Raw genomic sequence first — 13,477 nt, 5'->3', positions numbered from 1 at the left:
ACGAGCATTGGGGGACAACCACCATGAAACGCATCACTGCCATCATCAAGCCGTTCAAGCTGGACGAAGTCCGCGAAGCGCTCGCCGAAGTGGGTCTCACGGGCCTGACCGTGACGGAAGTGAAGGGCTTCGGCCGCCAGAAGGGCCATACCGAGCTGTATCGCGGCGCCGAATACGTCGTCGATTTCCTGCCGAAGATGAAGATCGAGGTGGTCGTCGCGGAAGCGCAGGTCGACCAGGTGATCGATGCGGTGATCGGCGCGGCGCGCACCGGCAAGATCGGCGACGGCAAGATCTTCGTGTCGGACGTCGAGCGCGTGATCCGCATCCGTACCGGCGAAGAGAACGAAGCGGCCGTCTGAGCGCCGCATTCGTCGATGGGCCGCGCAAAGCCGGCCCGCCAATAAAAAACGGTGCGATACCCGGTTGGGTACCGCACCGATACGCGCCTCTCGCAGCAGCGTGGAAAACGTTGTCGAATCGATTCTTTGAGAACGGCGCCTGATCAGAACAGGTGCTGGATACCGGCGTAGACGCCCGTCTGGCTGCCGCCCGGATTCGGGTTGCCCGTCGACACGGCCGTACCGGCGCCGTTCGCGTTCAGGCCGAAGTTGGCGTTCTTGCTGTTGCGCACCGTTGCGACCTGCAGGTCGAACAGCGTGCGCTTCGAGATGTTGTACGAGCCGCCGACGGTATAGATGTTCGCGTTGCCGCCGCCGTGGTTCGCGTTCACGTGATACACGGCTGCGATCAGTGCCGCTGCCGGCGTTGCCTGCCACGTCACGCCGCCCCAGACCTGCTGGGTGCCCGTCACGCCGGCGTTCACTGCCGGGCCGCCGCTGCCGTCAGCGCGCGATGCCTGGTAGGCTGCCTGAACCTTGAACTGGCCGAGGAACACGTTCACGCCCGCGAAGTATTCACGCGAGTAGTTGAACACGTCCGAGAAGCGGCCGTTGCTGTCGCGCGTTTCGTCGTAGATACCGCGCAACTGGAACAGCGAATTCGTATAGGTGACCTGTGCGCCGGCTGCACGACCCGGTTGGCCGGCCGTCGTGTTGCCGTTGAAGCTGGTCGAGTTCGAGAACGAGAACTGGCCGTAGAAGTCGAGGCCGTAGAACTGCGGCGACTGGTACGACACGTTGTTGCTGGTCTTGTTCCAGTTGCGGCCGCGCACCAGCGAGGCCGTCGACCAGGCCGACTGGCCGAACGGGTCGAAGTCCCACACGCCGTTGGCGATCGCGAGTTCGCGACCCAGCAGCAGCGTACCGTAGCGGTCGTTGGAGATGCCGACCGTCGCATAACGATCCCAGATCGAGCCGCTGAAGCCGCCCGTCATCGTGTTGAATGCGCCTTCGAGGTGGAACAGGACCTTGTTACCGCCACCGATGTCCTCGGTGCCCTTCAAGCCCCAGAGGCTCGTGCCCCAGTCGCCGCTTTCCGCGCGCACTTGGTGGCCGTTTTGCAGGCCGTTCATGTACTCGATGCCGGCATCCAGGCGGCCATACAGCGTGACGCTGCTCTGCGCGTGCGCCGTCACCACCCCAGCAGCCATCAGCGCGGCCGCGACCAAAGCTTTCTTCATCATCTCCTCCATACCCTGTCAAAAAGTCAACCCAGACTGCACGAGATGCCCGGAGCGCGAGCGCCGGGCAAAAGCGGGATAACCAGGGAGACCTCGTGCAGGGCCGGTAAGCGCAGCACGCGGGCAAGCGGACGGAAAACCGTTGAGCGGTCCCGCGCAGCCGGGTCGGCCTGCGGGGTCTCCTTGTAGTGTCGTGAAGCTAAACTACATTTCACGAACTTCGTTTTGCTACTTTGGTTACTAATTTAGCAAAAATACAATTTTGTGGCGATGGAAATCGTTGTTTGACTAACACCTGTCGTCAAATTGCCATGCAACACGGTGCGCAACAGGGGTGCCAAGGGTTTGCAATTAACGGAAAACCCTTGTGCCGCAAGGGAGACACGAATTTCGCAAACAGGGATCAAGGATTGCCACTATTGACGCTGCGAGGGCGCGAGCGTAAGCGTCCGATACAAAAAATTGGTAAGTATTTCGTAATGAATGAGCGGCTGCCGGAGAGGGCCAGCCGCTGCCTGAAACCCTTGTCCGGCAACGCGCAGCGCGATGTTCCGACGTGCGTTGGTCAGGGTGTGGCGGGCCTGGCCTCGAGCAACTGCGCGCGAATCCAGCGATGCGCATCGGTGCGCGCATGCTTCGCGTGCGAGTAGACCTTCACGGTGTAGCGCGGGATCTCGAACGGCGCGGGAAAGATGCGGATCGGCGCCGCGTGCCGCAGCGCCTGCGCGGCGCGGTTCGGCACGGTCATCAGCAGCGCGGATTCCGCGATCACGAACGGCGCGGCCAGCACGGTCGGCAACTGCACGGCGACCTGCCGCGCGAGGCCGAGCCGGTCGAGCACATGGTCGACGACGCCGCGCGACTCGTTCCACGGCGTGACGACCACGTGGCGTGCCGCCAGGTACTGGTCGAGCGTCAGCCGCCGGCGGATGTCCGGATGCGTGGCGCTCGCGATCACGACGTAGTCGTCGGAGAACCAGTCGAAGTCCTCGATGCCCGGCGCGTCGGCCGCCGATTCCTCGTGATAGCCGAGCGCGAAATCGATGCGGCCGGCCGCGAGTTCGTCGACGGAGATTTTCCGGTCGGAATGCACGACGCGGATCCGCAGTCGCGGCGCCACATGCTGGATGCGTGCGAGAAACGCCGGCAATACGGCGAAGGCCGTGTAGTCGGTCGCCGCGAACACGAACGTGCGGTCGCTTTGCGCGGGATCGAAGCGGCGCGCGCGGGCGAGCCCCTTCGACATCGTGTCGAGCGCATCGCCGGCCCAGGTCGCGATGTCGTCGGCGCGCACGGTCGGCTGCATCTCGTTGCCGAGGCGCACGAACAGTGCGTCGCCGATCGCGTCGCGCAGCCGCGCGAGCGCGTGGCTCAACGCGGACGGGCTCAACGCGAGCTCGTGTGCGGCCGCGGCGACGGAGCGGTGACGGTACAGCGCATCGAACACGAGCAGCAGGTTCAGGTCGAGGCGGCGTAGATCGGGATGCATCATGTTCAGGTCCGGATGAAGAAACTGCACTTCCTGCAGGCGCTGCGTGAACGTAGCATGACGATCTGATGGGCGCCAGCGCGGCTGCGCGGCGCCGTTTCCCGTTTCAAGTCAGGGCCGGAGGAGGGCTCAACCCGTGCAAATCGATATCCGTTCCGCCACCGTCGCCGACGTGCCGCAGATCCTGCGTTTCATTACCGAGCTGGCCATCTACGAGAAGGCGGAACACGAAGTGATCGCGACGCCCGCATCGCTCGAGCGCAGCCTGTTCGGCGAGGGATCGCCGGCGCGCGCGCTGATGTGCGAGGTCGACGGCGAGCCGGCCGGCTTTGCCGTGTATTTCTTCTCGTATTCGACGTGGCTGGCCCGGCAGGGGCTGTATCTCGAGGACCTGTATGTATCGCCGCGCTTTCGCGGTGCGGGCGCCGGGCTGCGGCTCCTGAAGGCGCTCGCGCGGATCGCGGTCGAGTCGGGCTGCGGGCGTTTCGAGTGGAGCGTGCTCGACTGGAACGAGCCGGCGATCCGCTTCTACGAGAGCGTCGGCGCGGCGCCGCAGAGCGAATGGGTGCGTTACCGGCTCGCGGGCGACGAACTGCGCGCGTTCGCCGACAGCGCGCCGGTGAGCGCCGCGTAAACGCAAAACGGGCGCCGCGCGGCGAACCGCGGGCGCCCGCTCGTGCCGCGTGCGTTACTTGAGGCTGCCCGACAGGAACCCGCGCAGGCGTTCGCTCTTCGGGTTGGCAAACACCTCGGACGGCACGCCTTCTTCCTCGACGCGGCCCTGGTGCAGGAACATCACGTGGTTCGACACGTTGCGCGCAAAGCCCATCTCGTGCGTGACGACGATCATCGTGCGGCCTTCCTCGGCGAGCTTCTGCATCACCTTCAGCACTTCGCCCACCAGCTCCGGGTCGAGTGCCGACGTCGGCTCGTCGAACAGCATCACGTCCGGATGCATCGCGAGCGCGCGTGCAATCGCGACGCGCTGCTGCTGGCCGCCCGACAGGTGCGACGGATACTGCTTCTCGACGCGCGGCGCGAGGCCGACTTTCTCGAGATACTCGCGTGCGCGCTCCTCGGCTTCCTTCTTCGGGATGCCGAGCACGTTCACGGGCGCTTCCATCACGTTCTCGATCACGTTCATGTGCGACCAGAGGTTGAAGTGCTGGAACACCATCGACAGCTTGGTGCGCACGCGCTGCAGCTGCTTCGAGTCGGCCGCGCGCAGCGCGCCCGACTTGTCGGGTGTCGTGCGCACTTCCTCGCCGTCGACGACGATGCGGCCCGCATTCGGCTGCTCGAGGAAGTTGATGCAGCGGAGCATCGTGCTCTTGCCGGAGCCGGACGAGCCGATCACGCTGATCACGTCGCCCGAGTTCGCCTTCAGCGACACGCCCTTGAGCACCTCGTTGTCGCCGTACCGCTTGTGCAGATCGTCGACGAAAAGCTTCTGAGTCTGGGAATTCATCAATAGTCCTGCGAAAACTTACTTGCCTTGCGGGCGCAGATACGCGAGCCAGCGGCGCTCGGCCTGGCGGAACAGCCAGACGAGCGTGAACGAGATCACGAGATAGAGCAGGGCGGCGATGCCGAACGCATGGAACGACATGTAGGTCGCCGAGTTGACGTCGCGGGCGATCTTCAGGATGTCCGGCACGGTCGCGGTGAAGGCGACGGTGGTCGCGTGCAGCATCAGGATCACTTCGTTGCTGTACAGCGGCAGCGCGCGGCGCAGCGCTGACGGCAGGATCACGCGGCGATACATCGTGAACGTCGACATCCCGTACGCACGCGCGGCTTCGATTTCGCCGTAGGACGTCGCCTTGATCGCGCCCGCGAAGATCTCGGTGGTGTACGCGCAGGTGTTCAGCGTGAACGCGAGCAGCGTGCAGTGCATCCCGTCGCGGAAGAACGCGTCGAGCATCGGCGTGCCGCGCACGGCCTGCAGGCTGTAGAGGCCCGTGTAGCAGAGCAGCAGCTGCACGTAGAGCGGCGTGCCGCGGAATACGTACGTGTAGAGCCATACGGCGCCCGACAGCCACTTCTTCTTCGACACGCGCGCGACCGCGAGCGGTATCGACAGGCAGAAGCCGAGGCCGATCGACACGACCAGCAGCCACAACGTGATCGCCACACCGGTAATGCGATAGCCGTCGGTGTAGAGATAGTTGCGCCAGTATTCTTGGATGAGTTCGATCATAGGTCAGCCTTGCGGACGCCGGTCGAGTAGCGCTTTTCGAGCCACATCAGCACGAAGTTCGAGATCGTCGTGATCGCGAGGTAGACGGCACCCGCGATCAGCGTGAAGAAGAAGAACCGCAGCGTGCCCTTGCCGGCGTCCTGCGACGCCTTCACGACGTCGGCGAGGCCGATGATCGATACGAGCGCGGTCGACTTCACGAGCACCTGCCAGTTGTTGCCGATGCCCGGCAGCGCGAAGCGCATCATCTGCGGAAACATGATCCGCGTGAACACCTGCCAGTTCGTCATCCCGTATGCGCTGCCGGCCTCGAGCTGGCCGCGCGGCACCGACAGGAACGCGCCGCGGAACGTCTCGGTGAAGTACGCGCCGTAGATGAAGCCGAGCACGAGCACGCCGGCGAGGAACGGGTCGATGTCGATCTGGTCCCAGCCGAGCGCGTCGGTAGCCATGTTCAGCCAGATCTGCAGGCTGTAGAACAGCAGCAGCATCAGCACGAGGTCGGGCACGCCGCGGATCAGCGTCGTGTAGACGGTGCCGACGCCACTCGTGAAGCGGTTGCGCGACAGCTTCGCGCCCGCGCCGAGCAGGCCCAGCAGGAAGGACAGCGCAAGCGAAAGCACCGCCAGTTTGACGGTTTGCCAGGTGCCAGCGAGGATCAGCGGGCCGTAACCTTGTAGAAACATATGTGGTCCCTGGTGTGGTCCCTTAGGGCGCACGCGGTGCGCCGCGAAAGACGCGCCCGCCAAGCTGCGCGGAACGCCCCGTGCGTATCATGACCGTCCGCCCCGGCATCGGTGCCGGGCCCGCCCGTCGCGCGAGCGGCGGGCAAGGGAGCGGGCGGCGCGTGGTTGACTGCCTGTACTGCCCGGATGCGAGGCCGCCCCCGCGTCCGTTGTCTCTTCTTTTCGTCGCTCAGCGGGCCGCAGCCGAATAGACGCTGAACGCGAAATACTTGTGCGACAGCCGATCGTACGTGCCGTCCTTGTGCATGTCGGCCAGCGCCTTGTTGATCTTGAGCTTCAGGTCCGTATCTTCCTTGCGCAGGCCGATTGCGGTACCGTCGCCGATCGTCTTCGGATCCTTCACTTCCGGCCCGGCGAACGCGAAGCCCTTGCCGCGCGGCGTGCGCAGGAAGCCGTAGTCGGCCTGCAGCTCGTCCTGCAGCGTCGCATCGAGACGGCCCGAGCCGAGATCGGCATAGACCTGGTCCTGGTTCTGGTAAGGAATGATCGTCACGCCCTGCGGCTCCCAGTACGCCTTCGCGTAGGTTTCCTGCGTCGAGCCCTGCTCGACGCCCACGCGCTTGCCCTTCAGCGATGCGATCGTCGGCAGCAGCGGCGAGCCGGTCTTCGCGATCATCCGCGCCGGCGCGTCGTATACCTTGTCGGAGAAGTCGATCTGTTCGCGGCGCTTGTCCGTGACGGTCAGCGACGACACGATGACGTCGTACTTCTTCGCCTTCAGCGCCGGGATGATCCCGTCGAGATCCTGCGCCACCCACACGCAATTCACGTTGATTCGCTTGCAGATTTCCTTGGTGAGATCGACGTCGAAACCGACGATCTCGCCGCTCGGCGCGGTCGACTCGAACGGCGGGTAGCTGGCATCGACGCCGATCCGCACGGTCTTCCACTCCTTCGCGAAGGCGCTACCCGCCATGAGGGCGAGGGCGGCGCACAGGGCGGCCTTCTTCATTTCCATCCTTCTGTTGCTGACTTTCCGGGAGTGCTCGCGGCCGGTCGGACCGGGCGCCGCGGCGTATTCTAGACGGCCAAAAATCGCCGATCGGCGCTCTGGCAATGGCGGCCGCCGGAACGGCGAACGCCAAAAGGCCGGTATTTTACCCGAACGCGATACCCGGAAACCGGCAATCCGGGCCGACCGATCGATTCTTCGACGCATTGATCCGGCTGTTGCGATAATCGTCGCATTCGCAATGGACATTGCACCGATTGCATCCGTCGGTGCAACGATGCGGTGCGCAGGCGGCGGATTGTGGCGCGATTGGCACACTCATACAGTGACGGGATGCCCGAACCACGCATCTCACGGAGTGTCCGTCCCATGTTCCAGATCCGCCGCGCCGCCGATCGCGACCAGCGCAGCCAAGGCTGGCACGAATTCCTTCACAGCTTTCCTTGCGCGTCCGGCCGGAGCGGGCCGCCGGTGTTCGGCGCGTTGCGCGAACTGAACGAGGAATGCATCGCACCGACCCGCGGCTACGGGATGCGGCCGTACCGCGACGCGGAAATCGTCACCTATGTGCTCGACGGCGCGCTCGCGCATCGCGACAGCCTCGGCAACGGGGCGATTGTCCGTGCGGGCGGCCTGCAGCGCATGAGTGCCGGCACCGGCGTCATGCTGAGCGAAACCAACGCGTCGTGTGACGAGCCGCTGCGCCTGCTGCGGATCTGGCTCGCGCCGGCCGGGGCGGCTGGCCGGCCCGGCTACGTGCAGGCGCGCTTTGCCGACGACGAGAAACGCGGGCGGCTGCGGCTGGTGGCGGCCCCGGACGGTGGCGACGGCGCGCTGCAGATGGGGGCGGACGCACGCATCTTCGCGGGGCTGATCGACGGCGATGAAGCGGCGGCGTTCGACGTGCCGGCCGGGCGCCGCGCGTACGTGCACGTGGTGCGCGGTGACGTCGAGGTGAACGGCCGCGCGCTGACTGCGGGCGACGGCGCGCGGATCAGCGGCGTGGACGCGGTGGCGTTCGGGCGCGGCCGGGCGGCCGAGGTGCTGCTGTTCGACGTCGCCTGAAACGCAAAAAGGGGACGCGGGCCGGTGCCCGCGTCCCCTTCGATGCCGCTCCCGGGAGCGGCCCGCCGGCTTACTGCGCCGGTGCCGACGCGGCCTTCGCCGCGCGATGCTGCTCCCAGCGTTCCTTCATCTTCTCGTGGCGCTGTTCCATCTTCGCGAACTGCTGCTTGAGCGCCGTGCTGACCATCGTCTTCTGCTGGTCGTTCAGCCCGTTGTAGAACGTGAGCCAGGCGGCGGACGTCTGCTCGCGCAGTTGCGCGTTCTGCGACTCGGCCTGCTGGCGAGCCGAGTGCATCGCGCTCAGGTCGAGGATCGGCTGGTTCTGCTGCGCCTTGAACTGCTCGCGCATCTGCTCGTGGCTCTTGCGCATCGCGTCACGATTCTGCTTCATCGTGTTGACGGCCGCCTGCCATTGCTGTTCCTGCGACGCGTTGAGCTTCAACTGGCTGTGCAGTTTCATGATCGCGCCGAACGGGCCGCCTTCGTGCCCGCCGTGCATCTGGTGGGCGCCGGGGCCGCCCGGCGGCGGCGTATCGGCCGATTGGGCATGCGCGGTGCCGAATGCGAGAGCGAGCACGGTGGCGGCCGCGATGGCCACGCGGGAAGTCTTCTTATACATTTCAGAAACTCCTTGTATCCAAAGGGTCCGGCGATGCGGTACCGGGAAAGCCGAGTACCGCATCCGGTAAGACGCAGGTTAGCGATGCAAGCCGCGGCCGGTGTTACGTGGGGCGGTGGCTGGGTTACCGCGCATTACAGTTCCCTTGCGCGGTAACTCGCAGTAACCCTTTCGTCCCTTTGTTTCGTTCTTTGACTCCGCCCTCGCGCGGTAAACTTCGAGCCATGACTACCCAGATCCTCATCGTCGACGACGACCAAGAACTCCGAGACCTGCTGCGCGACTACCTCGTGCGCCAGGGGATGGAAGTGTCCGTGCTGCACGACGCGGCGACGCTCGAGAAGCGCCTCGAGCGCGAGCGGCCCGACCTGATCGTGCTGGACCTGATGATGCCGGGCGTCGACGGCCTGACCGCGCTGCGCCAGTTGCGCGCGGCCGGCGACGACATCCCCGTGATCATGCTGACCGCCCGCGCGGACGACGTCGACCGCATCGTCGGGCTCGAGCTCGGCGCGGACGACTACCTCGGCAAGCCGTTCAACCCGCGCGAGCTGCTCGCGCGCGTGCAGGCCGTGCTGCGCCGCCGCCGCGCGACGCCGTCGGCCGCGGCGCCTGAACAGCGCGAGCCGTTCGCGTTCGGCCGCTTCGTGCTCGACTTCCAGGCGCGCACGCTGTCGGTCGACGGCAAGCCGGCCACGCTGTCGAGCAGTGAATTCGCGCTGCTGAAGATCTTCGTGAACCATGCGCTGCGCACGCTCACGCGCGAGCGGCTGCTCGAGCTGCTGCACGGGCCCGAGTACGACGGTACCGACCGCGGCATCGACGTCCAGGTGTGGCGCCTGCGCCGCATCCTCGAAACGGATCCGTCGACGCCACGCTTCATCCAGACGGTCCGTGGGCGCGGCTATGTGTTCGTGCCCGACGGCGAGGCCCATGCGCAAACCCATTGATTCGCTGTTCGGGCGGCTGGCGCTACTCGTCGTCGGTGTCCTGCTCCTGTCGCACTTCGCGTGGTTTTTCGCGATGCGGCTCGAGCGCAGCCAGATGCAGACGCGTTACGCGGTCGAAGAGGCCGCGTTCCTGGTCGACGCGGTGCGCCAGCACGTCGAGCGCACGCCCGACCAGCCGTTGCCGTCGCGCGTGCGGCTCGTGACGCCCGACAGCACCGACGTACCGAATGGCGATCCGTCGAACCTGCCGGCGCCGCTCAAGCGGTTCCGCGACGACGTGAGCGAGCGGATGCCGCCCGGCACGCGCGTCGAGATCGGCGCGCCCGGCCATCCGCCGGTGCTGTGGGTGAAGGAGCCGACCGACCGCAACTGGATCGTGGTGCCGGTGCAGCCGCTGCGGCCGCCGCGCTCGCTCGACCGGATGCTGCTGTGGCTCGGCACGATCTTCTCGGCCGGCGTGATCGCCGCGCTGTTCGCGGCCTGGCAACTGCAGCAGCCGCTGCGCTCGCTGGCACGTGCGGTCGCGCGCTTCGGCCGCGGCCAGCCGGTGCCGCCGCTGCGCGAGCGCGGCCCGCGCGAGCTGCGCCAGCTCACGCATGGCTTCAACCAGATGGTGGAACAGGTGTCGCAGGCCGAGAGCGACCGCGCGGTGATGCTCGCGGGCGTGGCGCACGATTTGCGCACGCCGCTTGCGCGGATGCGGCTGCGGGCGGAGATGATGGACGACGTCCGGTTGCGCGACGGCGTCGTGCGCGATGTCGATTCGATGTCGCACATCGTCGATCAATTCCTGGTGTTTGCGCACGGCGGGTCCGATCGCAGCGAGCCGGTGCCGGTCGATCAGGCGTGCGAGCGGATCGCGCGCAGCTATCGCGCGGTCGCGCCGAACGCGCCGACGGTCCAGACCCGGCTCGACGCCGATCCGGGTTTCCGGCTGCCGACGGCGACGCTCGACCGGATCCTGTCGAACCTGCTCGACAATGCGCATGCATACGGTGCGCCGCCCGTGCTCGTCGAGACGGCGCGCACGCCGACCGGCTACGTGCTGTCGGTCAGCGACAGCGGCGGCGGGATCGCGCCGCGCGATCTCGCGGCGGCCACGCGGCCGTTCGTACGGCTCGACCCCGCGCGCGGCGGGAACGGCCACAGCGGGCTCGGGCTCGCGATCGTCGAGCGGCTGGTGCTCAGGCTGGGCGGGGCGTGCGACATCGGCAACCGCCCCGAAGGTGGCCTGCGCGTGTCGATGACGTTCCCGTTCGAGGTCGTGCCGAAGGACGAACCCCACGCACAGGCCGCATAAGCGGCTGCGGCGCCGGCCCGGCCGGGCTGGCGCCGCGTGGCATCATTCGAACAGCGTGCCGAGCGTCTCGGCCGCGTTGCTGTCGATGGTGTTGTAGGTCACGGTGGTGGCCTCGAAGATGTAGACGGTCGTATACCGGCCGAGGCGCTCCAGGATTTCCTCCTGCAGCGATTCAGGCACGACGTTCATGTTCAGGTACCACGCCGTCGACGACAGCCGCGTCTGGAACGACCCGTACTCCTGCATCAGTTCGTAGAACGCGTCGGCATCCTGATCGCGGCAGACGATCACCAAGTTTCCTGCCATTCCCTTTCCTCCCGCTCGTCGATCGATCCCCAGGGCCTGTTGACATCGGGCACGCGCATGCGTTGCCATCGGACCGTCCGCAACATACCCCAAGGGCCAGCCCTGATCATACCCGCATAGTCGTATCCGGCTGGTGACGCCCGACATGGTTTGCACGCACGTGCGGTTGGCGGGTTCCCGGGCGGCCCGGATCACGGCATAATTCGGGCCTGCATGCTGGCCGAAAGACTGCGGCCGGGCTGCTCGACCCGCGCACCCGCCATCCACCCACGCGCCAGGCACGATCCGTGCGACGCCTGCGCCGTTCCCGGACGGTTGTACCTGAAATACAGGTTGGTGTAGTGTCGTGCCGTCGCGGGCCGACTCGTCCGGGGCGCGGCAGCGCATGCACGCACGGCGCCCCGCGCTCGCGCGCGATCGTCAGTCAATCGAATTACCGCACCCGTGCGCTTTGCCATGAATCAACATCGACTGCCGGCTTCGTTCGGCCTAACCGGGGAGGGCGCCTGATGGACGTCGGATTCTTCAATCCGAACCGGACCGCCAACGCGTCCGCGTGGCGCGTTCTGCCGAACCGGTGGGATTTCATCGCGTTTCCGCTGATCATCTGCCTGATCGCGATGGCGGTCGTCGGTTTCCACGAAACGATGGCGCCGATCGGCACCCTGCAGACGCAGAAGATCTCGCTCGACCCGTCGAACCTGCCCGAATACGCGTTGCGCACCACGCTGCGGATGCTGGCCGCGATGGTCGCGTCGCTCGTGTTCACGCTCGTCTACGGCACGCTCGCGGCCAAGAGCCGGCGTGCCGGCATGGTGCTGATCCCGATCCTCGACATCCTGCAGTCGGTGCCGGTGCTCGGCTTCATCTCGTTCACGGTCACGTTCTTCCTCGCGCTGTTCCCGAGCCGCGTGCTCGGCGCCGAGCTCGCGGCGATCTTCGCGATCTTCACGAGCCAGGCGTGGAACATGACGTTCAGCTTCTACCAGTCGCTGCGCACGGTGCCGCGCGACCTGGACGAAGTGTCGCGCGGCTTCCACCTGACGTCGTGGCAGCGCTTCTGGAAGCTCGAGGTGCCGTTCTCGATGCCGGGCCTGATCTGGAACATGATGATGTCGATGTCGGGCGGCTGGTTCTTCGTCGTCGCGTCGGAGGCCATCACGGTCGGCAACCAGACCATCACGCTGCCGGGCGTCGGCGCGTATCTCGCGCAGGCGATCTCGGACAAGAACCTCGGCGCGATCGGCTGGGTGATCCTCACGATGTCGGTCGTGATCCTCGCGTACGACCAGTTCCTGTTCCGCCCGCTCGTCGCGTGGGCCGACAAGTTCCGGATGGAGAACACCAGCTCGGGCAACGCGCCGGAGTCGTGGCTGCTGGACCTCGTGCGCCGCACGCGCCTGATTCATCAACTGCTGGTGCCGGCGGGCTGGTTCTTCGCGAAGGCCGCGCGGATTCCGCTGCGCCTGCCGCTGTCGGGCGCGATGCGTTTCTCGCTGCCGCGTGTCGAGAAGAAGGCGTCGCGCACGGTCGACATTGCGTGGGCGATTCTCGTGCTGATCGGTACGGCCTATGTCGTGTGGCGCGTGGTCAGCTTCGTGTCGACCGGCGTGACGCTGGCCGAGGTCGGCCACGTGCTCGTGCTCGGGCTCATCACGCTGCTGCGCGTGGCCGTGCTGATCGCGATCGCGTCCGTGATCTGGGTGCCGGTCGGCGTGTGGATCGGGCTGCGCCCGCGGCTCGCCGAGAAGCTGCAACCGCTTGCGCAGTTCCTCGCGGCGTTCCCGGCCAACCTGCTGTTCCCGGCGTTCGTGATCGTGATCGCGCGCTTCCACCTGAACGCCGATATCTGGCTGTCGCCGCTGATCGTGCTCGGCACGCAGTGGTATATCCTGTTCAACGTGATCGCCGGCGCAACGTCCTACCCGAACGACTATCGCGAAGCGGCAACGAACTTCCGCATCCGTGGCTGGCAGTGGTGGCGGCAGGCGATCCTGCCCGGCATCTTCCCGTACTACGTGACCGGCGCGATTACCGCATCAGGCGGCGCGTGGAACGCGAGCATCGTGTCGGAAGCCGTGCAGTGGGGCAATACCAAGATCGAGGCGCACGGCCTCGGTGCGTATATCGCGCAGACCACCGCCGCCGGCGATTTTCCGAAGATCATCCTGGGCATCGCTGTGATGTCCCTGTTCGTCACCCTGTTCAACCGCCTGTTGTGGCGTCCGCTGTATGCCTTCGCCGAAGCGAAGCTGCGGCTCGACTGAG

The 13,477-nt window shown here is 66.2% G+C and carries 14 protein-coding genes; 6 read left to right on the top strand and 8 right to left on the bottom strand.

What is annotated here, in order from left to right; all coding sequences use genetic code 11:
* Positions 1–23: 23 nt before the first annotated feature.
* On the top strand, positions 24–362 hold the full coding sequence (locus BCEP18194_RS18875; protein ID WP_006398637.1) for a P-II family nitrogen regulator: 339 nt from the start codon (positions 24–26) through the stop codon (positions 360–362).
* 143 nt (positions 363–505) lie between these two features.
* On the opposite strand, the gene BCEP18194_RS18870 is transcribed toward BCEP18194_RS18875, so the two are convergent.
* Both BCEP18194_RS18870 and BCEP18194_RS18865 read right to left on the bottom strand, forming a co-directional pair.
* Positions 506–1,585: a porin gene (locus tag BCEP18194_RS18870; protein ID WP_011352857.1), complete on the bottom strand. Its 1,080-nt coding sequence runs from the start codon at positions 1,583–1,585 to the stop codon at positions 506–508.
* Between the two features lie 562 nt (positions 1,586–2,147).
* Entirely contained in the window at positions 2,148–3,074 is a 927-nt protein-coding gene (locus tag BCEP18194_RS18865; RefSeq protein WP_011352856.1) for a LysR family transcriptional regulator, read from the bottom strand.
* Between the two features lie 133 nt (positions 3,075–3,207).
* Between BCEP18194_RS18865 and BCEP18194_RS18860 the strand changes: the two genes are divergently transcribed.
* A complete protein-coding gene (locus BCEP18194_RS18860) occupies positions 3,208–3,705 on the top strand; it encodes a GNAT family N-acetyltransferase (RefSeq protein ID WP_011352855.1) in 498 nt (165 codons plus the stop codon).
* 54 nt (positions 3,706–3,759) lie between these two features.
* On the opposite strand, the gene BCEP18194_RS18855 is transcribed toward BCEP18194_RS18860, so the two are convergent.
* From BCEP18194_RS18855 to BCEP18194_RS18840, 4 genes are all read right to left on the bottom strand, one after another.
* A complete protein-coding gene (locus BCEP18194_RS18855) occupies positions 3,760–4,539 on the bottom strand; it encodes an ABC transporter ATP-binding protein (RefSeq protein WP_011352854.1) in 780 nt (259 codons plus the stop codon).
* A gap of 18 nt (positions 4,540–4,557) precedes the next feature.
* Positions 4,558–5,271 carry an ABC transporter permease gene (locus BCEP18194_RS18850; protein WP_011352853.1) on the bottom strand — a complete coding sequence of 238 codons (714 nt, stop codon included), beginning with the start codon at positions 5,269–5,271 and terminating at the stop codon, positions 4,558–4,560.
* Complete coding sequence (locus BCEP18194_RS18845; RefSeq protein WP_011352852.1) at positions 5,268–5,957, bottom strand: ABC transporter permease; 690 nt, start codon at positions 5,955–5,957, stop codon at positions 5,268–5,270. The genes BCEP18194_RS18850 and BCEP18194_RS18845 overlap by 4 nt, the downstream gene beginning before the upstream one ends.
* Before the next feature lie 229 nt (positions 5,958–6,186).
* Positions 6,187–6,969: an ABC transporter substrate-binding protein gene (locus tag BCEP18194_RS18840; protein WP_011352851.1), complete on the bottom strand. Its 783-nt coding sequence runs from the start codon at positions 6,967–6,969 to the stop codon at positions 6,187–6,189.
* A 369-nt stretch (positions 6,970–7,338) separates the two neighbouring features.
* Here BCEP18194_RS18840 and BCEP18194_RS18835 point away from each other — a divergent pair, with 369 nt between their 5' ends.
* Positions 7,339–8,034, top strand: a complete 696-nt coding sequence (locus BCEP18194_RS18835) for a pirin family protein (protein ID WP_011352850.1) — start codon at positions 7,339–7,341, stop codon at positions 8,032–8,034.
* A 70-nt stretch (positions 8,035–8,104) separates the two neighbouring features.
* Here BCEP18194_RS18835 and BCEP18194_RS18830 read toward each other — a convergent pair whose 3' ends face one another.
* Entirely contained in the window at positions 8,105–8,653 is a 549-nt protein-coding gene (locus BCEP18194_RS18830; protein ID WP_011352849.1) for a periplasmic heavy metal sensor, read from the bottom strand.
* 224 nt (positions 8,654–8,877) lie between these two features.
* On the opposite strand from BCEP18194_RS18830, the gene BCEP18194_RS18825 reads away from it, so the two are divergent.
* The gene (locus tag BCEP18194_RS18825) at positions 8,878–9,603 is read left to right on the top strand and encodes a response regulator (protein WP_009693256.1); all 726 of its coding nucleotides are present in this window, start codon (positions 8,878–8,880) and stop codon (positions 9,601–9,603) included.
* Positions 9,587–10,903, top strand: coding sequence for an ATP-binding protein (locus tag BCEP18194_RS18820; RefSeq protein WP_011352847.1), 1,317 nt, complete (start codon positions 9,587–9,589; stop codon positions 10,901–10,903). The genes BCEP18194_RS18825 and BCEP18194_RS18820 overlap by 17 nt, the downstream gene beginning before the upstream one ends.
* A gap of 42 nt (positions 10,904–10,945) precedes the next feature.
* Here the strand turns inward: BCEP18194_RS18820 and BCEP18194_RS18815 are convergent, their stop codons facing one another.
* On the bottom strand, positions 10,946–11,209 hold the full coding sequence (locus tag BCEP18194_RS18815; protein WP_011352846.1) for a double-stranded DNA-specific endonuclease: 264 nt from the start codon (positions 11,207–11,209) through the stop codon (positions 10,946–10,948).
* 509 nt (positions 11,210–11,718) lie between these two features.
* Here BCEP18194_RS18815 and BCEP18194_RS18810 point away from each other — a divergent pair.
* Positions 11,719–13,476, top strand: a complete 1,758-nt coding sequence (locus BCEP18194_RS18810; RefSeq protein ID WP_011352845.1) for an ABC transporter permease — start codon at positions 11,719–11,721, stop codon at positions 13,474–13,476.
* Position 13,477 lies beyond the last annotated feature (1 nt).

Origin of the sequence: Burkholderia lata (assembly GCF_000012945.1) — a bacterium.
Classification (GTDB): Bacteria; Pseudomonadota; Gammaproteobacteria; order Burkholderiales; family Burkholderiaceae; genus Burkholderia; species Burkholderia lata.
Note: the sequence above shows the minus strand (reverse complement) of the source record. Positions and strands in the feature narration are given on the sequence as shown.